We start from the raw sequence: 21,238 nt of genomic DNA on the forward strand, positions 1-21,238 counted from the left end.
TCAATCTACACGATAAGCGGGAGGCGCTGGGCGAGCCCCTGCGCCGGCAAGGGCTTTGACCAAGGCCAGGGGTGCTCGACTTGCTGATTTACCGCCAGTGTCTTGGTGGCGATCAGCTGGCAGCAGCGTCGGTTGACAAGCTGCTCACTGCACGCACCACCTCGGCTGCCCCAACCCGGATGCGGGAAATGGCTTCGCCTGCATCACCAGCCAGGCTGACACCCTTGCGAGCCTGGTTCGAACACTGGTCCATGCTGTCGATTGCCGTCACGATGCTGGACTGAATGCTGTGCGTCACGCCCGATATCTGCTGGGTGGCCGATTTGGTTCGTTCAGCCAGCTTGCGAACTTCGTCAGCCACCACCGAGAATCCCCGACCCTGCTCCCCTGCCCGCGCCGCTTCGATGGCGGCGTTCAATGCAAGCAGATTGGTCTGATCGGCGATCTGACGGATGGTCTCGACCATGGCGTCGATTTCAACCGATTGCCCGCGCAGGATCTCCATCGCGTGTGACGAAGCCAGAATGGACTCCGCAGTCAGGCGCATCTCGGCAGCCGCTGCACCAATGACTTCTGCCCCGTCACGCGAGGTTGCCTCGGTTTCGGCCGAGACCTTGAACGCGATGCGTGCACTGTTTTTCTCAGCCTGTTGCGCCAGCACCTGAGCGGTAATGTTGCTGGCGATCTTCACTACGCCAGAGGGGCGGCCCTGCTCGTCCAGAATCGGGTTGTAGCTGGCCTCAAGCCACACCACTTCACCGCTTTTGGTGCGGCGGTCATAGCGGCCGGATGCGAACTCGCCGGCCTTCAGGCCGCTCCACAGCTTCCCGTAGGCCGGCGACTGCACAAACCCCGGATCGCAGAACATCTTGTGCGACTGGCCCACCACCTCGTGGCGGTGATACCCCATCAACTGAAGAAAATTGTCGTTGGCACTTCGCACGGTGGCATCGAGATCGAATTCGATGATGGCCATCGAACGATCGAACGCGGCCAGCTTTGCATGCTCCCGGCGCTCGCGTTCCACGTCATCGGTGACATCCATCGCGAAAGTCACGATGCGTGTGATGTTTCCGCTTTCATCGCGCACCGGGTTGTAGCTGGCGTCCAGCCATCGCACCGCGCCATTGCGCGCAATGCGCCGATAGCGGCCCGTGGCAGCATCGCCCCGTGCCAGCGCCGCCCAGAACGCCGTCTCCTGCCCTGCCCCTTCTACCGCCGCATCGCACAGCACGCGATGATGTTTGCCTACCAATGCCTCGCGCTCGTAACCCACGCACGCCAGGAAGGCAGGATTTGCCTCGCACACGACGCCGTCCCGGGTGAACTCGATCATGGCGGTAGTGCGGTCGATCGCCGTGATCAGCGCCTGTTGTGCGCGATTGTTTGCTTCGCTTTCTGCAAGACGTTGCTTAAGAGCTTTGGAAAACAACATAGAGGTCGCGTCACTTTAGCCCCGCGTGCCAGGCAGCGGGATGATTGAGGGGAACATGCTGAAGTGAGATACGCAGCAGCGTCGACATCCGATGCAGGATATTGAGATTTCTACGTACTTTTATAACCGGACCATTATGCTGCGCAGGATCTACTAACCAGTAGGTTATTAGGTCAGATTTCGTCAGATTTGATACAGCGCAAACAATGCTCTGCTGCAACGTGGCGATTTGCCTGCAGAACGCCATAAAAAAACCCCCGATTCTTTCGAATCGGGGGTTTTCGGCAGCTTTGTTTGCGCGGACAAACATCCGCGCAAACGGCTACGCAGCTTTATGCCGCGTCGCGGCTGGCACGCTTGCGCTCGTGCTCTTTCAGGTGACGCTTGCGCAGACGGATGCTCTTCGGCGTGACTTCGACCAGTTCGTCGTCAGCGATGAATTCCACTGCGTATTCCAGCGACATCTGAATGGCAGGCACCAGGCGCACGGCTTCGTCGGTACCCGAAGCGCGAACGTTGGTCAGCTGCTTGCCCTTGATCGGGTTCACAACCAGGTCGTTGTCACGGCTGTGAATGCCGATGATCATGCCTTCGTACAGGGCTTCGCCCGGCTTCACGAACATGCGGCCGCGATCCTGCAGCTTCCACAGTGCGTAGGCCACGGCATCGCCGTCGTCCTGGCTGATCAGCACGCCGTTGTGACGCTCGCCCAGGCCGCCGTCGCGGGCCGGTGCGTAGTCGTCGAACACGTGGGAGATCAGGCCGGTACCACGGGTCATGGTCAGGAACTCGCCCTGGAAACCGATCAGGCCACGGGCCGGAATACGGTATTCCAGACGCGTGCGGCCCTTGCCGTCGGACGCCATGTCCAGCAGCTCGCCCTTGCGACGGCCCAGCTCTTCCATCACGCCGCCTTGGTGGCCGTCTTCGACGTCCACGGTCAGCAGTTCGAACGGCTCGTGCTTGACACCGTCAACGTCCTTCATCACCACGCGCGGACGCGACACGGCCAGCTCGTAGCCTTCGCGACGCATGTTTTCCACCAGAATCGTCAGGTGCAGTTCGCCGCGACCCGAAACTTCGAAGATGGTGTCGTCGCCGGTGTCCTTGACGCGCAGGGCCACGTTCGACTTCAGTTCACGGTCCAGACGCTCGCGCAGCTGACGGCTGGTCACGAACTTGCCTTCACGGCCTGCCAGCGGCGAGGTGTTCACGCAGAAGTTCATGGTCAGCGTGGGCTCGTCGACCTTCAGCATCGGCAGCGCTTCGGGCGCTTCCGGGGCCATCACGGTGGCACCGATGCCCACTTCTTCAATACCGTTGATCAGCACGATGTCGCCGGCTTCGGCTTCATCGACGATCACACGTTCCAGACCTTGGAACTTCAGGACCTGGTTGATGCGACCCTTGATCGGTGCGCCTTCCGGGCCGAACTTCACGATCACGTCCTGCAGCGACTTCACGCGGCCACGGGTGATACGGCCAACGCCGATCTTGCCGACGTAGGTCGAGTATTCCAGCGACACGATCTGCAGTTGCAGCGGGCCGTTCGGATCGTCGTCACGTTGCGGGACTTTGTCGATGATGGTCTGGAACAGCGGCTTCATGTCGCCATCACGCACGCTTGCGTCATGACCGGCATAGCCGTTCAGACCCGATGCGTAGATCACGGTGAAGTCGAGTTGTTCTTCAGTGGCACCCAGCTTGTCGAACAGGTCGAAAGTCTGGTTGATCACCCAGTCAGGACGTGCGCCCGGACGGTCGACCTTGTTGATCACGACGATCGGCTTCAGGCCCAGGGCCAGTGCCTTGCGCGTCACGAAACGGGTCTGGGGCATCGGGCCTTCGACCGCGTCCACCAGCAGCAGCACGCCGTCAACCATCGACAGCACGCGCTCGACTTCACCGCCGAAGTCCGCGTGTCCCGGGGTGTCGACGATGTTGATGTGCACGCCTTCGTATTCCACGGCACAGTTCTTGGCCAGAATGGTAATCCCACGCTCTTTTTCAAGATCGTTGGAGTCCATCACGCGCTCGGTCAGCGCCTGGTTGTCACGGAAAGTGCCAGCTTGACGCAGCAGCTGGTCCACCAGCGTGGTCTTGCCATGGTCGACGTGGGCAATGATAGCCACGTTGCGCAATGCGCGAGTCATGTCGTTTCCTTCAAAGAAATCACTCGGTCAGGCAGCAGCCAGCCATCTTGCCAGCGCGCCGTACCCAAAAAGTCGTTGTCCGGTCCGTGCACCCGGAGTCGCTCAGCTTTCACGTCGGGTGCCGTCAGCTGCTGCCCATGCCCGAAACGGGCGGCGTCGCTGGCGTCAAGCTGCACAATCGGCAGCTCGGAAATCAGCGACTCGATCGGCAGCAGGGCATCGGTCGCACGCGGCAAGGCTTCCAGCGCCTCTAGCGTAATCGCCTGCTCGATCGAAAAACCGGCCGTGCGGCTACGCCGCAAAGCCGTCAAATGTGCACCGCAACCCAACGCGCGCCCGATATCCTGGGCCAGCGTGCGGATGTAGGTTCCCTTGCTGCACGACACATCGATCACTGCCCGCATCCCGTCAAAGGACACCAGGCGAATCTCGAAGATCGTGATCGTGCGCGGCTCGCGTTCAAGGACAATGCCCTCGCGCGCATACGCGTACAGCGGTTTGCCGTCGCGCTTGAGTGCCGAATACATCGGCGGAATCTGGTCGATTCTGCCTATGAAACGTGACAGTACGTCGTTCAGTTGTTCAAGCGAGACGTTCACTGCCGCCGTCGAGACGGTAAGACCGGTATTGTCGCCGGTCTCGGTCTCTTCACCCAGCATGACTTCAGCCAGGTAGGACTTGTCGGCGTCGAACATGCCGGCAGAGAACTTGGTCGCTTCGCCAAAACACAAAATCATCAGACCCGTCGCAAACGGATCCAAGGTGCCGGTATGACCGCCCTTGCGGGCGTTCAGTATCCGACGCGCCCGTTGCAGCACGTGGTTGCTGGACAAGCCGATCTGCTTGTCCATGACCAACACGCCGTCGAGCGGCAAACCGCGCTTTGAAGCACCCATCGCTTATCTTCCGCCTATCGCAGAAAGCAGTACGGCCTTAGCCGCGACCACCCTCTTCCGGGTTCGGCTTACGGCCCGGATCGTTGTCGGGAAGCTCGGCAGGTACATCATCGGCCAACACGCCCGGCGTGTTGGCCTGTCCGATCAGTTCGGCCAGCGCCATGCCCTGCGACATGCGCAGGTCATGCTGGAAATGCAGCGTCGGCACGGTATGAATGTGCAGGCGCTTGAACAACAGAGAATGCAACCAGCCCGCCTTGTCGCGCAGGGCAGACTCGGCGACTTCCGGCGTGGCACCCATGACGGTGAAATACACCTTGGCATGGGCGTAGTCGGCGGTCAGATCCACGCCCGTAAGCGTGATCAGACCGGCCCGCGAGATGTCCAGCTCTTGCTGGATCATCACGGCCAGATCCTTCTGGATCTGATCGGCGAGCCGCATGTTGCGGCCGCCCGGGACATTGGTTTTTTTGTGACGGCTCATTGTGATCGGCGCGCCTTACAGCGTACGCGCCACTTCCTTCACTTCGAACACTTCCAGCTGGTCGCCCACCTGGATGTCGTTGTTGTTCTTCAAGGTGATACCGCAATCGAAGCCCATCTTCACTTCCTTCACGTCGTCCTTGAAGCGGCGCAGCGATTCGAGTTCGCCAGTCCACTGGACCACGTTGTGACGCAACAGACGGACTTGCGAGCCACGACGCACCAGGCCATCGAGCACCATGCAACCGGCAATGTTGCCGACGCGCGATACCGAGAAGATCTCGCGGATCTCGACCATGCCGATGATCTCTTCGCGCTTCTCCGGTGCCAGCATTCCCGACATTGCTGATTTGATCTCGTCGACAGCATCGTAAATGATGTTGTAGTAGCGCAGATCCACGCCGTTGTTCTCGGCGATCTTCTTGACGGTCATGTCGGCACGCACGTTGAAGCCGATGATGACCGCCTTCGATGCGATGGCCAGGTTCACGTCGCTTTCCGAGATGCCACCCACGGCGGCGTGCACAACCTGCACACGCACTTCGTCGGTCGACAGCTTGGTCAGAGACTGCACCAGTGCTTCCTGCGAACCCTGCACGTCGGTCTTGACGATCAAGGCCAGCGTCTGCGTGCCTTCGCCAATGTTGTCGAACATGGTTTCGAGCTTGGCGGCCTGTTGGCGTGCCAGCTTGACGTCGCGGAACTTGCCCTGACGGAACATGGCGATTTCACGCGCCTTGCGCTCGTCGCTCAGCACGATCAGTTCGTCACCAGCCGACGGCACTTCGGTCAGACCCTGAATCTCGACCGGAATCGAAGGACCTGCTTCCGTGATCGGCTTGCCGATTTCGTCGATCATTGCACGGACACGGCCGAAGCTTGCGCCAGCCAGCACCACGTCGCCACGCTTGAGCGTGCCGCTTTGCACCAGAATCGTTGCCACCGGACCGCGACCCTTGTCGAGACGGGCTTCGATGACCAGACCCTTGGCGGAACCATCTACCGGGGCCTTCAATTCCAGCACTTCAGCTTGCAGCAACAGGTTTTCGAGCAGGTCGTCGATACCGGCACCGGTCTTGGCCGACACTTCCACGAAGGGAGAATCGCCACCGTACTCTTCCGGCACAACCTGTTCAGCAACCAGTTCCTGCTTGACGCGCTCGGGGTTCGCACCCGGCTTGTCGATCTTGTTGACCGCCACCACGATCGGCACGCCTGCGGCGCGCGCATGGTGAATGGCTTCCTTGGTCTGGGGCATCACGCCGTCGTCGGCAGCCACCACCAGAATCACGATGTCGGTTGCCTTGGCACCACGAGCACGCATGGCAGTGAACGCCTCGTGACCCGGGGTATCCAGGAAGGTAACCATGCCGCGTTCGGTTTGCACGTGGTACGCACCGATGTGCTGCGTAATACCACCAGCTTCGCCTGCGGCAACCTTGGCGCGACGGATGTAATCCAGCAGCGAGGTCTTGCCGTGGTCAACGTGACCCATGACGGTCACGACCGGTGCACGCGGCAACAGGGTCAATTCTGCTGCCGGCGTTTCGTCCAGGAATGCTTCCGGATCGTCCAGCTTGGCAGCCACTGCGGTGTGACCCAGGTCTTCGACCAGAATCATCGCGGTGTCTTGATCCAGCACCTGATTGATGGTGACCATCTGGCCCATCTTCATCAGGGCCTTGATCACCTCGGCAGCCTTCACGGCCATCTTGTGAGCCAGATCGGCCACGCTGATGGTTTCCGGCACGTGAATTTCACGCGCGATGAATTCTGCCGATTGCTGCGGAGCCTGTTGCTGACCACCGCGACCACGACCACCCTTGCCACCACGCCAACCGTCACGGCTGGTGCCCGACGAGGCATCGCCACGCGTCTTGAGTGCTTTCTTGCGGGCAGCATCTTCCGACCAGGTCGAAGCGACCTGGGCCGTCTTGATGACCTTCTTGCCCGGTGCTGCAGGCTTGTCGTCCTTCTTCGCAGGCGCTGCTTCACCCGGCTTTGCAGCGGGCTTGTGCAGAGTGCCGGCGATCGGGGCGGCAGGCGCAGCAGGTGCCGGCGCAGGGGCGGGAGCCGGTGCGTGCATGACCTTGCGCGGACGATTCAACATCTCGCGCAGGGCAGCAGCTTCGTCTTCTGCCTTCTGACGGGCCTTGTTGCGGTTTTCGGCAGCCTTTGCATCGGCAGCGCGCTTTTCCTCGACTGCCTTGCGGGCAGCGTCAGCCTTGGCACGTGCTTCATCGTTCTTCGATGCAGCGGCAGCAGCCTTGCTATCGGCAGCAGCGGAAACACCGACATCGGCGTTCGCTTCACGCGACTTGGCGGCTGCTTCGGCAGCCTCACGCGCTTCACGTGCAGCCTGTTCGGCAGCAGCGGCAGCGGCACGAGCCTGCTCTTCAGCTTCACGCACACGGGCTTCCGCCTCGATGCGTGCTTTTTCCTCGATTTCCTGGCGCTTGCGCTCTTCCTGCTCGGCCGCCAGCGCACGCGCTTCGGCCTCGCGGCGAGCGGCGTCTTCGGCCTCGGTAGATACCGGCACTTCGTCTTCCGCCGGCAGCGACGCACCAGCCTCGACTTCGCCACCTTCGGCGTTGTCGCGCTTGATGAACGTGCGCTTCTTGCGGACTTCAACCTGAATGGTGCGGGCACGACCGGTTGCATCGGCCTGTTTGATTTCCGACGTCTGCTTACGGGTGACCGTGATCTTTTTCTGGACCTCGGTTGCACCGTGCGCGCGGCGCAAGGATTCGAGCAGTTGTGCCTTGTCGCTTTCAGTGACGGCGTCGTCGACCGACTTGATGCTTACGCCGGCAGCGCGCAGCTGATCCAGCAGCACATTGGCAGGCAGTTTCAGCTCGGTAGCGAACTGGGCGACAGTGTTACTCGACATTCGTTTCTCTTCCCCGGTGACTGATCGATCGATGATGGGCTCAGGCCTGTTCGAACCAGTGCGCACGCGCACGTACGATCAAGGCCTTGGCCGCTTCTTCATCGATACCGGTCAGTTCGATGAGTTCGTCGACCGCGAGGTCGGCGAGTTCATCGCGTGTGTGGACATTGCCTTCGGCCAACTTGGTCGCAAGCTCACTCGTGACGCCATCAAGCGACAGCAGATCCTGCGCGGTCTCGACTTCTTCTTCCTTGGCGATGGCCTCGGTCAGCAGAGCGTTGCGCGCGCGGGTACGCAATTCGTTGATGGTGTCTTCATCGAAGGCTTCGATTTCGAGCAGTTCTTGGATCGGCACATAGGCGATCTCTTCCAGCCCGGTAAAACCTTCGTCGATCAGGATGCTGGCGACTTCTTCGTCGACGTCGAGTCGACTGATGAAGGCGTCGAGGAGGCCCTGACGCTCCTGCTCATGCTTGGCCTGGCTTTCGCCCGGCGTCATGATGTTGATTTGCCAACCGGTCAGCTCGGACGCCAGGCGCACGTTCTGACCGCTACGGCCGATGGCAATCGCGAGGTTGTCCTCGTCGACCACCACGTCCATGGCGTGTTTGTCTTCGTCTACCACGATCGACTGCACGTTCGCGGGTGCCAGGGCACCGATCACGAACTGCGCCGGATCTTCCGACCACAGCACGATGTCGACCTGTTCGCCGCCGAGTTCGTTGCGCACGGCCTGGACGCGCGAACCGCGCATGCCCACGCAAGTGCCGATCGGATCGACGCGACGGTCATGAGCGATGACGGCGATCTTGGCGCGCACGCCCGGATCGCGCGCTGCGCCCTTCAATTCCAGCAGGCCCTGCTCGATCTCGGGCACTTCGTTTTCGAACAGCTGACGGATGAAGTCAGGTGCCGAACGCGACAGGATCACTTGTTGACCACGTGCCTGACGGTCGATACGCAGCAGGAAAGCACGCACGCGATCGCTCACGCGCAGGTTTTCCTTGGGGATCATTTCCGAGCGCGGCAGGCGTGCTTCCACCTTGCCGATTTCGATGATGGCATCACCCTTGTCCATGCGCTTGATCGTGCCGGACACAATGGATTCGCCACGCTCGAGGAAATCATTCAGGAGCTGTTCGCGTTCAGCGTCGCGGATGCGTTGCAGAATGACCTGCTTGGCAGCCTGCGCGCCGATACGACCGAATTCGATCGGTTCGAGCGGCTCTTCAATGAAGTCGTCGACGTTGACGTCCGGTGCTTCGTCGCGTGCGTCCGACAGCAGGGTCTGCTGATCGGGCAGTTGCAGACCAGCTTCGTCGGGCACGACTTGCCAGCGACGGAATGCTTCATGGTCGCCATTGTCGCGATCGATAGATACGCGGATGTCGACGTCTTCTTTGTAGAGCTTCTTCATGGCGGACGCCAGCGCGCTTTCAAGCGCACCGAACACCACGTCGCGCGTGACATTCTTCTCACGTGCCAACGCATCCACCAACAACAGAATCTCGCGGCTCATCGCTTTTTGCCCCTGAAATTCAGAACCGGATCCAGCTTGGCGCGCTCGACTTCATCGAGTGCAAACCGCAACACCTGGATCTCGCCTGCTTTTACTTCGAATTCGATGCCGAACACTTCGGCTCCCTGACCGACCATGCCGCCAGCCGTTGCGGGCTCGGCGACGACTTCAGTCGTCTCATCGGCATCTGGAAGAACCAGCGTGCCGGTAAATACTTTGCGACCGTTGAAAGCGGCACGCAATTTGATCTCTACACGCTCACCCACGAAACGCACGAAGTCGCGCGCACGGCGCAGCGGACGATCGGTGCCGGGCGAGCCGACTTCAAGCCGTGCGTAATCGAGGTTCTCGACTTCGAATACGCGCGACAGCTGTTTCGATACCGCTTCGCAATCTTCGATACGTACGCCTTCCGGACGATCGATGGTGACCCGCAGCAAACCCTGGGGCGCGCGTTCGATATCTACCAGCTCGACGTCCAGCCCGACGAGGGACTGCTCGGTAAGCGCAAAAAGATCTGCCATGTGCTGAATAAACCTGCCTGTCGTTGAAACCTGAGTTGATCCGGGACTGCCCCGGCCGGCATGCAGCTGAGCCGCACCGCCACGCCACACAGGCGCAGGAAACTCAGGCTCGCAGCAAACTGAAAAAACAAATAAAAAAGGGCTGTACTGTCCAGCCCTTGTACGCCACCAAATGGCATCACGATCGGATCATGGCTGGCGCTTGCGCCAAGCCGTCGCCGCGGCGCCAGGGCTGCGGCAACTGTGGCAAGGACATGAACTGCAAATGCTGCACGTATCGTCACTGCCGACACCTGCCCTGCGATTCAACATCTTCACCACCACCGGCATCATTCGCCGGTCATTGCGCGGAATCCCGGTCACCATGGTGAGAGCCATGGTCCGGCCAACCCGGCTGATGAAACATCAACCGTGCGCTGAACACCTTCCGAGCGATGGGGCCGACATTCTCGACCACACCAAAAGTGCCCTGCAGCATCAATTCCGCCGCCCTACCCCACGTCGTACGGCCCGGACACACCTTGCGGCTACGCCCTGAAACGACAACGCTGTACCACCTGCATACCGCTTGTTGCCGTCTTGCCGATCTTCGATCGTTGGCTGATTCGGCTTGACCTGATTTCGTCTACCCGAAACCTGCATTCACTCAGTCACAACAACTGCTGATTGAACACTGGTCCCGAATACACGCATCCCGAACACTGATCCATTCCCAGTCACCACATTCATGTGGCGACCTGACAGAACAAAATCAAGTCTTGCCGAGCCTTGCTAACCCCAGCCCGAACTTAAACCCAAGCCCGCACCTTAAACTTTGGTGCTTAGCCTCGGAATAATATGCGATTTTGCATAATTCCTCAAGCATTCATATTAAACACGACGCCAGGCACACTCGATCAATCAATCACGACCACGCCGACCGCCGCGCGAACCACCGCCGCCACCGCCGATCACACCAAGACGGGATTCGTGCGCTGCCGGGCCACGAGGCTGACGCTCATCGCTGGGACCACGGCCGCGCGACGAGTTGCCGTCGTTGGTACGCGGACCACGCGATCCAGCAGCGCGCGGTGCACCAGGGCCACCCGAACGCGCGCCACCCGGGCCCGCATTGCGTTGACCACCCGCACCACCCGCCCCGCCAGCAGCCGAGCGCTGCCCACCGGAAGCCGCACCACGGGGGCCATTACCACGACTACCACTGCGCGGACCTTTGGTCCCTGCAGTTTCGCCCGCAACACGGTGCCCCGTTGCCCAAGGATTCGACGCCGCGGGCGCGCCAGCAGGCTGCGCACCACGCGTACGTCGGCGCTGACCGCCCTGACCTGCGCGCTGGCCGGTTGCCGGTGCACCAGAAGGCTTGCCACCACGGCGCGGTGCAGAACGATTTCCGTCCACATCCGGGCCGCCATTGCCGTTATGACCACCGTTGGGGTGACCATTGGCAAAGCCGATCGACATGGCCACACCCGTCCCGAAGGGGTCCGACGGATAGCTGGCGTTGCCAAACGGCGCACCGCCTTGCACCTGACCGCGACGGCCCACACGAGCACCGTGCATCCCGTTCTGAGACAGGGTGCCGAAGCCCGGGGGCAACGCGCTGTCGTGCGAGAGCGGCTGCGCAGTACGGCCACGACGGCTGCTGCTTTCTTCCGCGTCGGCACGGATGAGACCCAACTGCACCATCAGTGCCGTCGTGACATCACCCTCAAGCTCGTCCCAGCGACCGCGACGCAAGGTGCGCGGCAGAACGATGTCACCGAAGCGGGTACGGATCAGACGGCTGACCATCACACCAACTGCCTCGAACATGCGGCGGACTTCGCGATTGCGGCCTTCCTGCAGCGTGACGCGATACCAACGGTTGCTGCCATCGCCGCCCAGGTAATCCAGCGATCCGAACGCAGCCACGCCGTCATCGAGCGTAATGCCTTCGATCAGAGCCGTACGCTGCTCTTCGCTCATTTCACCCAGCACACGCACGGCGTACTCGCGCTCGATCTCGTAGCGCGGGTGCATCATGCGGTTCGCCAGATCACCAGAGGTGGTGAAGATCAGCAAGCCTTCAGTGTTCAGATCAAGACGACCCACCGAGACCCACTTGCCGCTCTTGATCTTGGGCAGACGACCGAACACTGTCGCACGGCCTTCCGGATCATCCTGCGTCACAATCTCGCCAGCGGGCTTGTGATACAGCACCACACGCGGGGGACGACCAGAGGCACGACGCTGCACCAGCTTGCCATTGACACGCACCTGGTCGGTGGGCAGCACGCGCTGGCCGATGTGCGCCGGCTCGCCATTCACAGACACGCGGCCTGCAACGATCAGGTCTTCCATCTCACGGCGCGAACCGATACCAGCTTCAGCCAGCACCTTGTGCAACTTCGGCGCGACCGCATCGCTGGACAGGAAGCGCGTCAGGCGCTTCTTGATGTCAGGTGCCTGCTCCAGGAAGGACAGCGCTTCCTCGGCCTCGACCTCGGCCATGCGCTGTGCTTCGGGATCGAGCGGGATGTAGGTTTCTTCGATCTCCTGCACCACCGGGGCGCGCGACGCACGCGGTGCACGAGACGCACTGCTGCGCTGACCTTCACGTTGGCCCTCACCACGCTGACCTTCGCCACGTTGACCATCAGGACGCGGGCCACGCGGCTTGCGAGGACCGCGACCACGCGGTGCAGCACCTTCGCCGCGAGCCGCTGCGGGTGCCGCAGCTGCTTCAGCGCCCTCGGGAAGCGGCTTCTTGCGTTGACGCGGCGCGCGCGGCGGACGCGCAGCAGCATCAGCAGCAGGCGCTTCACCATCGGCAGCAGCAGCGCCACCCGACGCACCCTCGGCTACCGGCTCGCCTGCACGACGGCGGCGGAAGGGGGTACGCAGATTGCGCCGGCCCTTGGCCTTGTCGCCGCCGGAAGTCGCAGCACCATCAGCGGGCGCGTCGTGCGGAATATCGTGCGGAGTATCGTTCATGATTGCGTAGGAGTGTTCTTGTTGGATATCGGCGCGTCGTCGATCTCATCACCGGAGCCGTCCGGCGCGCCGAGTTCCGGCGATGCGTCATGTTCAGAGGCGGCGGACGTATCCGCCGGCATATCGAATTCAGGTCCGTCCACCACAGGCCGGCTTGCTTCCGGCAACTCAGCGACGGGCTTATCTACCCGGGCATCCGCAGCAGGCGAATGCGACTCAGGCGGGTCGGTCTCAAGTAATTCAGTGCCAAGCGGTTCAGCCTTAAGCGGTTCAGTCTTGAGCGCTTCGGGATCTGGCGCTTCGGCCTGAAGCGATTCAGCATCAAGCGGCTCGGCTTCTTGCTCAGGCTCAGGTGCCGGAATCAAATCAGGCGTTCCGTCCAGCCCCGCAAGCGCCGCCACCACCGCCGTGGATTCAAGTGCGGGCAATTCATCGAGGGCTCGCAGGCCCAGGTCATCAAGAAAAGCCCGCGTGGTTCCGAACAAGGCGGGACGCCCAGGCGCATCGCGATGACCCAGGACTTCGATCCAGCCCCGATCCTCAAGCGTTTTGACGACCTGCGTGGACACCGTCACGCCACGGATTTCTTCAATATCGCCACGGGTAACCGGCTGGCGGTAGGCAACAATGGCGAGCGTCTCAAGCACCGCCCGCGAATATTTGGGTGGTTTCTCAGGGTTCAGACGCTCAAGAAACACCTGCATGGACGGCCGACTCTGGAACCGCCAGCCACTGGCCAGGGACACCAGTTCAATGCCACGGTCGCGCCATGCAAGCCGCAACTCATCGAGCCACTGGCGCAAAACATCGTTACCGACTTCGTCAGCAAACAGGCGGCGCAGATCGGATAGCTGCAATGGTTCCTGCGCACACAGCAACGCAGTTTCCAGAACGAGTTTTCCCTCGCCGGTATTCATGGATAGCAGGTCAAACGGAGAAACGCCCCGCGAATGGCCGATCAAAGCCCAGCGTGAACGGGCCTTCCTGGCGCAACTAAGTTATTCAGCGATTTAGCGTGCCGGTCTGCACCGCAATGGGCGACCTGGCAGGATATGTCCGATATTTATCGCAACAGATGGCAAAGGGCGGCAATCGGGCATCAAGCAACGATTCCGCGCAACGCGTAGGGCCCATTGGGCCTTGGACGCAAGGCAAAAAACCTTGGCTGCCCGTAGCGGCTGGCGTACCTGATAACTGTTCGACTACTGCCTGATGTACGCAACATGCTCGTGGCACCTGCTTGATTGCACATCAGTTGATCGAACAGCGGCATGCACACCTGTAAAACGTGGGCTAGTGTAGCCCCAGGCTTTGATTCCCACAAGCGGCATGCGGCCGCTCACCGGGAAAACATCATTTCTACTGAAGTGGGTCTGCCAACCTGGCAACACCGACACCCAAAAAGTGCTGCCGACGCTATGCAAAACCCGCTGACGCAGTAAGCGTCAGCGCAAGCATGGGCACAGCGATCAGGATCGCCCATGCCCTGCCCTACCCATCAACGACGGGTCAGTACCGCCAGCGCGTAGCCAACTGCGGCGGCCAACAGCAGCGCAGTAAACGGCTGCGTTTCGACTGCCTCAGTCAGTTGGTCGCGCGTGTCACCGTAAACACGTTGTGCCTTGCCGGCCACTTCGCGCAGTGCGCCTTCCGCTTTCCAGCTGTCCTGATCCAACAGCTTGCCGGCCGCGTTTTGAACCGCGCCAACCACTTCGTTCACACCACCTTCGATCTGGGCCTTGGTCATTTGCACACTCCTTACGGGTTGGGAATCGGTGCCATGACAACTGACACTCGAAAAGCAATCGGCCCAGCGTCAGAGCCGGGCCGGCTGCATTAACGACTTAAATTAACGACTTACATCAACGGCTTACAGCAACATCAGTGCTTGGATGCGTCGCGCACATCGTCACGAGCCTTGCCAACGGCGCTCTGAACCTTGCCCGCTGCTTTTTCAGCTTTGCCTTCCAGTTCAGTGCTGGTGCTACCAGTCACTTTGCCGGCAACCTCTTTGACGCTGCCCTTGACTTGCTTGACTGCACCTTCGATACGGTTCTTGTCCATGACTATGCACTCCATTGGTTATACCCCTGATGTTGGGGCTACTGCAGTTGGTGGTTGACCTATCAGCACAAACCGGACCAGCCGCATTGCAGGACCTCTTCGGTACTGCTTGGTAACCAGCATAGACTCGCGATTCACGCGAAGCGCTTTCAGCATGTGTCGTGGTGTGACCCCGTGTTGCCGCCCACCCTGGTGCCCGCACTGCGTGTCAACCCCAGTGCACGACCATAAGCACACGGCTTCACGTAGACTCGGACACTCTCCGAACGGCCGCAGCAAGCTGATGGACTACACCCCCCTCACGATTCGAAAATTCATCTATAGCGGTCATTTTTACAGTGGGCTGCGTCGCGCCATTGGTGGCCTGCTGCCAGCTCTCGTACTGGTGGGCATTTTTGACCTGCCGCTATACGGGCTGACGGCATCGTTCGGTGCGCTCTGCGTATCGATCGCCGACCAGCCCGGCCCGCTGCGCCACCGCACCAACGAGCTGTTCGGCTGCGCCTTGCTCAGTTGCCTGGTAGTGGGCATCACGGCGCTGGCCACCTCATATGGATGGCTGCTGTGGATTGCCGTGATCGGGCAGTGCATCCTGTTTTCGCTGTTCACGGCTTTCGGTCGCCAGGCCGGGCTGATCGGCTTTGCATGTCTGATCATCATGACGCTGACCATGCATACCCAGATTCCGCCGAACGAGGCTGGCCAGCATGCCCTGCTGACGCTTGCGGGCGGCCTTTGGTACGCGGCATTTGCGCTCACGATCAGTCACTTCCAGTGGCATCGTGAAGAACGGCAGGCCATTGCGCTGTGCATGTTCACCACCGCCGACTACCTGGAGGCCAAGTCCCGCTTCTACGATGCACGACTGGATATCGATGAGTGCTATCGCAATCTGATCGAACGACAGGCAGCAGTCGTTGAACAGCAGCAGGCCGCGCGCAACGTGGTGCTGCGGGGCCTGCCGCGCGCATCTGCCAACGCCGACGATGCGCGCCGGGTGATGCTGTTCAACCTGTTCATCAGCGTGATCGACCTGCATGAAACCGTGGTCGCCGTTCATACCGACTACGGCCTGCTGCGCCGGAGTTTTCAGGACAGCGATGTGTTGATCTTCATGCGCGACCTGGTGCGCAAGGCCAGCAAGGAAGTGGAAGACATCGGCCTTGCCTTGACGCAGAATCGCCCTTCCCGCCAGGAGATCAGCACCAAGGCGGAATTGCGCGCGCTGGAATACGAAATCGAACTGCTGAAATCGCGCGATTTCCCCAACACGGACCCGGACGCCTACGCGGCACTGATATCTACATTCAGGCGCTTGCGCAATTCGCTGCGCATCATTGATCGCCTGCATGCGAACACCGACCCGAAAAAGGCGACGACTGCACTATTGGATGTAAAGGCCTCATTCGAGCGCTTCCTGTCGCACGAGACCGTGACGGCAGGATTGCTGTGGAGCAACCTGCGCCTGAGCTCACCGAACATGCGCCATGCGCTGCGGGTGGCGCTGGCAGCAGCTATCGTAATGACGATGGCCGGCACCATTCTGGAAAAGCATCATCTGGAACATGCGTACTGGATTCTGCTGACGGCACTGATCATCCTCAAGCCAGGCTTCAGCCTGTCGAAGCAGAGAAATGTTCAGCGTCTGGTGGGCACCCTGGTGGGATGCGTCATCACCATCGGCATCTTGTTAAGCGTGCACTCCCCGCTTGCTCTGCTGGGCATCATGGTGGTGTCGTCGATCATGGCCAATAGCCTGGCGATCCTGAACTTCTTTGGCAGCTCAGTGTTCACCACGGCGTTTGCCTTGATTGGCCTGCACTTTCTGTCGCCGGGCTGGCTGTCGCTGACGGGCGAACGCGCACTGGATACGGTGCTGGGATCGGCCATTGCCTTCCTGTGCAGTTACTTCCTGCCGTACTGGGAGTTCCGGCAGATGCGCAAGCTGCTGGCTGCGGCAATTACTGCCAATCGCAACTACCTGGAACGCGCCGTCAACACTTTCCGTGGCCTTGCACCAGATGCCAAGCCCAGCCCTTCTCAAGACCTGGAATATCGCCTGGCGCGCAGCCAAGTGCACACGGCTTACGCAAACTTTGCCAGCGCCTTCTATCGCATGATGCAAGAGCCGCGCTCCAAGCAAGTGGCAGTTGCTGAGTTGAACAACCTGCTGATTCAGACCCACGTCTTCGCTTCTCAAGTGACGGCGATTGCGCCGCTGCTTAGCGCCGTGCCTGCTACGTCGCCCAAGCTGGAAGCAGCACTGAGTTCGATTCTGGACAATCTGCGTGCGGCTGAAGCAGGTGCCCCCGCCAGCCCGATTCGAAGCTTCGATGCGCTGGAGGCCGACAAGGAAGTGTCGCGCACCGACGACACCACCGCCGACAATCCGGCGGTTCGGCACGAGCTTCAGCAGCTGGGCTTTCAACTGAAACTGCTGGCCAGATCGGCGGAACTGATTCGCCAGGATGCGTCAGCAGCACGCTTGCCGGGCTAAGCGTCCGCTCACTCGGATGCAGGCGCAGCTGATCTATTTACCTGGACGCGGGCCGGATCCAAACGAACACGCAGCGCGTATATGCAAGAGCATATCGGCCAAGGGCATTTGCGAATTACTATGGGGATTGAGTTCCAGTGGCTGGCACCTGCCTGCCCAAGAACAAGGAATAAAGAAGCGCAATGACGACGGATTCGGCCATCAACACAGCCGGCCAGTTCGGTATGTGGGGGTGGGCCTTCGTCATACTTGCACTGGCTGTGATCTGCGCCGCCTTGCCGCTGGCAAGCGTACTGCGTCGCGCCCGCATTGAAACCCGCCATCTTCGCTACCTGGCACACCATGATGCGCTGACCGGCCTGAGCAATCGCACACACGCCAAGCAGCGCCTGACCGCGCTGACCGAGCCCAGTCGCAACCCCATGCCGCTGGCGCTGCTGTCGATCGATATCGATGGGTTCACGCTGCTGAGCGACGCAATGGGGCGTCAGGTGTCCGACCAGTTGCTGCGCCTGATCGGAGAGCGCCTGCACCGCGTACTGCAACGCAATGACGTGGCAGCGCGTCTGGATAAAGACGATTTTCTGGTGCTGCGACCCTGCGCAGACTCGGTCGCGGCACAGGTGCTGGCCCAGCAACTGATTCGCCGACTGTCCGAACCCTATACGCTTGAAGGCCAGCAAGTTACCGTAGGCGTGAACATCGGTATTGCGATGTTCCCCCGCGACGGCACCTACTTTGACACTTTGTGCAAGAACGCCGACAGCGCGGTTCATGACTTGCGCAAGCAAAGCGTCAATAACTATCGATTTTTCCAGCCGTCGATGGATGCCCAGGTGCAGCGACGCCTGGCGCTTGCGCAAGACCTGCGTGACGCCATTGCCGACAACCAGCTGCACGTGCACTATCAACCAATATGCGTGGTGAAGACTGGCAAGATCTGCGGCGTCGAGGCCTTGTTGCGCTGGGCACACCCGGTGCGCGGCATGCTGTCACCTGCCGAGTTCATCCCGCTGGCTGAACAGACCGGCCTGATCGTCGCGATTGGCAACTGGGTGCTGGAAACCGCCTGTGCCGCGGCCTGCCGACTGCCGGAAGACATCGAGCTGTCGGTCAACATATCGCCCAAACAATTCCAGCAGATCGACATGCCTGCCGTGGTGGCGCGGGTGTTGGCGCGCACGGGGCTGCCGCCTCACCGGCTTTGCCTGGAAGTGACTGAAAGCCTGCTGATCCACGACACGGAACGCATGCTTGCCTGCCTGGCGGACTTGCGCAGGCAAGGGGTGCGGGTGTCACTGGATGATTTCGGCACGGGGTATTCCGGCCTGAGCTACCTACGGCGCTTCTTCTTCGACAAGATCAAGATCGACCGCGCGTTCATTCGCGACGTGGAAAACGTTGCCGACGTGCAGGCACTGACCTCCACAATCGTCGCCCTTGGCCACCGCCTGGGCTTGCAGGTGGTGGCTGAAGGCATCGAAACCGAGGCACAACGCCATATTATTGAGACCTTTGGCTGCGACTTCGCGCAGGGCTACCTGTTCAGCCGTGCCGTGCCGGAGGAAGTGCTGCTGAGCATGCCCGAGTTCCTTCCGGTAAAAATGGATGTCGCCTTCGAGCTTGAGGCGCGGCCGGTTGCGTGATTGGCGGGGACCGGCTGCGGGTCGGTTTACAGGTTGTTTGCGCGTTATTTGCATAAGCAATCGAAAACCCCTATAATTCATTTCTCAGACGCGGGGTGGAGCAGTCTGGCAGCTCGTCGGGCTCATAACCCGAAGGTCGTAGGTTCAAATCCTGCCCCCGCAACCAGATTCGATTTGGTGCCAGCAAAGCTGGACTCAAATCTGCGATGAAAGTTGTCGCAAACAAAAAGCCCGCCATCGCGAAATCGATGGCGGGCTTTTTGTTTGCGCGTTCGGATGGCTTGGCTGATTGGGGGGGGGCTGATAAGGGGTGGTCGGGAGGGTCCATTTATCGTACCGTCATCTTCCAGGTTCAGCATGTCGACCCGGCCGCGGCCATCCGGGCGATTCATGGGCGAAGCGCCGAGTCCGTGCACGCATTGCCGACATGCATTGCCAGCCTTTATCGCTGACATCCATTGCCCGCACTTATCGCCAGCATCTACCGCCCGCACCTATCGCCATGAGGCAGCGCATGATTCCGTTTTCCGTCCTTGACCTCAGCCCGATCACACTTGGCAGCACGCCTGCCCAGTCGTTCAAGAACACCTTGGCGCTGGCACAGCTTGCCGAACGGCGCGGCTACTGCCGTTATTGGCTGGCCGAACATCACAGCATGACCGGCATCGCCAGTGCGGCCACTGCCGTGGTGATCGGCCACGTGGCAGCGGGCACGTCGACGATTCGAGTGGGGTCTGGGGGCATCATGCTGCCCAATCACGCCCCGCTGGTGATTGCCGAACAATTCGGCACCCTGGCCTCGCTGTTTCCGGGCCGCATCGACCTGGGTCTGGGCCGTGCGCCCGGCACCGATCAGCGCACCGCGCGCGCCTTGCGCCGTAACCTGATGGGCAGCGACGAGAGCTTTCCGCAAGATGTGATGGAACTCAAATCGTACTTCGAGCCACTCACCGACGGACAAAGCGTTCGCGCGGTACCGGGTGAAGGGCTTCGCGTGCCGATCTGGCTGTTGGGATCAAGCCTTTTCAGTGCGCACCTGGCAGCGCGCCTGGGGCTGCCTTTTGCTTTTGCATCGCACTTTGCGCCTGATTTTCTGTTGCAGGCACTTGATGTGTACCGAAGCAATTTCGAGCCCTCGGCGCAGCTGGAAAAACCGCATGCGATGGTGGGAGTCAATGTGTTCGCCGCAGATACGGATGCAGAAGCGGCGCACCTGTTCACGACCTTGCAGCAACAGTTTCTGAACATGCGGCGCGGCACGCGGGGGCAATTGCCGCCGCCCGTGGAGACCATGGACACGATCTGGACGCCAAGCGAGAAGGTGAATGTGGAACGCGCACTGGCCGTGTCGGTGGTGGGCGGACCCGAAACAATTCGCCGTGGCCTGGCTTCTTTGATACGACAAACCGGGGCAGACGAACTGATGATTACCGCGCAGTGCTACGACCATCAGGCGCGTCTGCATTCCTTCGATCTTGCAGCGGATGCACGTGAACAGTTAGCGCACGCATCCACCAAGACAGCGCTTACGTAAGCACTCGATATAAGACTCAAGTAAGGCGGAAGCAGGACGTTGATAAGGTTTCGTAATGCAGGATTGCGCAATCCCGACCATGCTTTCTGATACGCTGAATACCTTGATAACACGCGCCAAGCCCAGGAAGTGACACGGTGAATTCCTCGATCGTTGAATATCTGTCTGACAGGCAGTGCTCCAGGCAGTGGAAATCGTTTCTTGGCGCGTTGGCCGAAGAATTCTCCACACAGCTCGATCCGGCCGATCTGCGCGCCCTGATGCACCGCGTAGGCGCACGTTTTGCTAGCCAGATCACGCTTGATAGTTGCCAGACCGTGGACGACATGCAATTTGCCATGAGCAAAGTGTGGGTGGGCCTGGACTGGGGATGGGTCGCCGTGGAAGAAGCGCCTGATCATTTGCGCATCACGCATAACTGCGCGCCCTTACGATCGGCATTCGGACAGGACGCCCTGTCATGGACGCCGGCATTTCTGGAAGGCGTCTACCAGGGCTGGTTTCAACAGCAAGGGTCTGGCGCGGCATTGACCGTCAAGCAACACACCGAGCCTGACATGGCCGGTTGCGTGGAGTATCGCCTCGGGCGCTGATCCGGGAATGCACCTTTGTGTGCGTACGTTT

General features: G+C 60.6%; 16 protein-coding genes, 1 tRNA gene and 1 pseudogene. 6 read left to right on the plus strand and 12 right to left on the minus strand.

Annotation, left to right across the window (positions count from 1 at the left end; all coding sequences use genetic code 11):
• Positions 1–112 precede the first annotated feature (112 nt).
• From FXN63_RS27395 to FXN63_RS15090, 12 genes and pseudogenes are all read right to left on the minus strand, one after another.
• On the minus strand, positions 113–547 hold the full coding sequence (locus FXN63_RS27395; protein WP_425468731.1) for a methyl-accepting chemotaxis protein: 435 nt from the start codon (positions 545–547) through the stop codon (positions 113–115).
• 108 nt (positions 548–655) lie between these two features.
• Positions 656–1,435 (minus strand): annotated as a pseudogene (locus FXN63_RS27400) (PAS domain-containing protein); the annotation flags it as partial.
• Positions 1,436–1,767: 332 nt separating this feature from the next.
• Entirely contained in the window at positions 1,768–3,588 is a 1,821-nt protein-coding gene (typA, locus tag FXN63_RS15045) for a translational GTPase TypA (RefSeq protein WP_148816053.1), read from the minus strand.
• Positions 3,585–4,484, minus strand: coding sequence for a tRNA pseudouridine(55) synthase TruB (truB, locus tag FXN63_RS15050; RefSeq protein WP_148816054.1), 900 nt, complete (start codon positions 4,482–4,484; stop codon positions 3,585–3,587). Before truB ends, typA begins: the two co-directional genes overlap by 4 nt.
• 37 nt (positions 4,485–4,521) lie before the next feature.
• Positions 4,522–4,968 carry a 30S ribosome-binding factor RbfA gene (gene rbfA, locus FXN63_RS15055; RefSeq protein ID WP_148816055.1) on the minus strand — a complete coding sequence of 149 codons (447 nt, stop codon included), beginning with the start codon at positions 4,966–4,968 and terminating at the stop codon, positions 4,522–4,524.
• 15 nt (positions 4,969–4,983) lie between these two features.
• Positions 4,984–7,857 carry a translation initiation factor IF-2 gene (gene infB / locus FXN63_RS15060; protein ID WP_148816056.1) on the minus strand — a complete coding sequence of 958 codons (2,874 nt, stop codon included), beginning with the start codon at positions 7,855–7,857 and terminating at the stop codon, positions 4,984–4,986.
• A gap of 40 nt (positions 7,858–7,897) precedes the next feature.
• A complete protein-coding gene (nusA, locus tag FXN63_RS15065) occupies positions 7,898–9,376 on the minus strand; it encodes a transcription termination factor NusA (RefSeq protein ID WP_148816057.1) in 1,479 nt (492 codons plus the stop codon).
• A complete protein-coding gene (gene rimP / locus FXN63_RS15070) occupies positions 9,373–9,900 on the minus strand; it encodes a ribosome maturation factor RimP (RefSeq protein WP_148816058.1) in 528 nt (175 codons plus the stop codon). The genes nusA and rimP overlap by 4 nt, the downstream gene beginning before the upstream one ends.
• Positions 9,901–10,800: 900 nt before the next feature.
• The gene (rluB, locus tag FXN63_RS15075) at positions 10,801–12,873 is read right to left on the minus strand and encodes a 23S rRNA pseudouridine(2605) synthase RluB (RefSeq protein ID WP_148816059.1); all 2,073 of its coding nucleotides are present in this window, start codon (positions 12,871–12,873) and stop codon (positions 10,801–10,803) included.
• Complete coding sequence (scpB, locus tag FXN63_RS15080) at positions 12,870–13,790, minus strand: SMC-Scp complex subunit ScpB (RefSeq protein WP_148816060.1); 921 nt, start codon at positions 13,788–13,790, stop codon at positions 12,870–12,872. The genes rluB and scpB overlap by 4 nt, the downstream gene beginning before the upstream one ends.
• Before the next feature lie 581 nt (positions 13,791–14,371).
• Positions 14,372–14,620, minus strand: coding sequence for a CsbD family protein (locus FXN63_RS15085; protein ID WP_148816061.1), 249 nt, complete (start codon positions 14,618–14,620; stop codon positions 14,372–14,374).
• A 134-nt stretch (positions 14,621–14,754) separates the two neighbouring features.
• On the minus strand, positions 14,755–14,937 hold the full coding sequence (locus FXN63_RS15090; protein ID WP_148816062.1) for a CsbD family protein: 183 nt from the start codon (positions 14,935–14,937) through the stop codon (positions 14,755–14,757).
• Between the two features lie 283 nt (positions 14,938–15,220).
• Here FXN63_RS15090 and FXN63_RS15095 point away from each other — a divergent pair, with 283 nt between their 5' ends.
• The 6 genes from FXN63_RS15095 to bcsD all read left to right on the plus strand — a co-directional run bounded on the left by FXN63_RS15095 (position 15,221) and on the right by bcsD (position 21,207).
• Positions 15,221–17,434 carry an FUSC family protein gene (locus tag FXN63_RS15095; protein WP_187394906.1) on the plus strand — a complete coding sequence of 738 codons (2,214 nt, stop codon included), beginning with the start codon at positions 15,221–15,223 and terminating at the stop codon, positions 17,432–17,434.
• 182 nt (positions 17,435–17,616) lie between these two features.
• Positions 17,617–19,080: a putative bifunctional diguanylate cyclase/phosphodiesterase gene (locus FXN63_RS15100; RefSeq protein WP_148816064.1), complete on the plus strand. Its 1,464-nt coding sequence runs from the start codon at positions 17,617–17,619 to the stop codon at positions 19,078–19,080.
• Between the two features lie 89 nt (positions 19,081–19,169).
• Positions 19,170–19,246: transfer RNA gene (locus FXN63_RS15105), tRNA-Met, on the plus strand.
• A 40-nt stretch (positions 19,247–19,286) separates the two neighbouring features.
• The gene (locus tag FXN63_RS15110; RefSeq protein ID WP_148816065.1) at positions 19,287–19,532 is read left to right on the plus strand and encodes a hypothetical protein; all 246 of its coding nucleotides are present in this window, start codon (positions 19,287–19,289) and stop codon (positions 19,530–19,532) included.
• A gap of 62 nt (positions 19,533–19,594) precedes the next feature.
• Positions 19,595–20,614 carry a luciferase-like monooxygenase gene (locus tag FXN63_RS15115; protein ID WP_148816066.1) on the plus strand — a complete coding sequence of 340 codons (1,020 nt, stop codon included), beginning with the start codon at positions 19,595–19,597 and terminating at the stop codon, positions 20,612–20,614.
• Positions 20,615–20,751: 137 nt separating this feature from the next.
• Positions 20,752–21,207 (plus strand): cellulose biosynthesis protein BcsD, encoded by a 456-nt coding sequence (bcsD, locus tag FXN63_RS15120; RefSeq protein WP_148816067.1) that lies wholly within the window; start codon positions 20,752–20,754, stop codon positions 21,205–21,207.
• The last annotated feature ends 31 nt before the right edge of the window (positions 21,208–21,238 follow it).

It is taken from the genome of Pigmentiphaga aceris (assembly GCF_008119665.1).
Classification (GTDB): domain Bacteria; phylum Pseudomonadota; class Gammaproteobacteria; order Burkholderiales; family Burkholderiaceae_B; genus Pigmentiphaga; species Pigmentiphaga aceris.

Bases quoted from the DNA above. Each gene is read 5' to 3' on its own strand.
- typA (WP_148816053.1), bottom strand. From the start codon at position 3,588: ATGACTCGCGCATTGCGCAACGTGGCTATCATTGCCCACGTCGACCAT.
- FXN63_RS15095 (WP_187394906.1), top strand. From the start codon at position 15,221: ATGGACTACACCCCCCTCACGATTCGAAAATTCATCTATAGCGGTCAT.
- FXN63_RS27395 (WP_425468731.1), bottom strand. From the start codon at position 547: ATGCGCCTGACTGCGGAGTCCATTCTGGCTTCGTCACACGCGATGGAG.
- FXN63_RS15085 (WP_148816061.1), bottom strand. From the start codon at position 14,620: ATGACCAAGGCCCAGATCGAAGGTGGTGTGAACGAAGTGGTTGGCGCG.
- rbfA (WP_148816055.1), bottom strand. From the start codon at position 4,968: ATGAGCCGTCACAAAAAAACCAATGTCCCGGGCGGCCGCAACATGCGG.
- rluB (WP_148816059.1), bottom strand. From the start codon at position 12,873: ATGAACGATACTCCGCACGATATTCCGCACGACGCGCCCGCTGATGGT.
- scpB (WP_148816060.1), bottom strand. From the start codon at position 13,790: ATGAATACCGGCGAGGGAAAACTCGTTCTGGAAACTGCGTTGCTGTGT.
- infB (WP_148816056.1), bottom strand. From the start codon at position 7,857: ATGTCGAGTAACACTGTCGCCCAGTTCGCTACCGAGCTGAAACTGCCT.
- FXN63_RS15090 (WP_148816062.1), bottom strand. From the start codon at position 14,937: ATGGACAAGAACCGTATCGAAGGTGCAGTCAAGCAAGTCAAGGGCAGC.
- FXN63_RS15110 (WP_148816065.1), top strand. From the start codon at position 19,287: ATGAAAGTTGTCGCAAACAAAAAGCCCGCCATCGCGAAATCGATGGCG.
- truB (WP_148816054.1), bottom strand. From the start codon at position 4,484: ATGGGTGCTTCAAAGCGCGGTTTGCCGCTCGACGGCGTGTTGGTCATG.
- nusA (WP_148816057.1), bottom strand. From the start codon at position 9,376: ATGAGCCGCGAGATTCTGTTGTTGGTGGATGCGTTGGCACGTGAGAAG.
- FXN63_RS15100 (WP_148816064.1), top strand. From the start codon at position 17,617: ATGACGACGGATTCGGCCATCAACACAGCCGGCCAGTTCGGTATGTGG.
- FXN63_RS15115 (WP_148816066.1), top strand. From the start codon at position 19,595: ATGATTCCGTTTTCCGTCCTTGACCTCAGCCCGATCACACTTGGCAGC.
- rimP (WP_148816058.1), bottom strand. From the start codon at position 9,900: ATGGCAGATCTTTTTGCGCTTACCGAGCAGTCCCTCGTCGGGCTGGAC.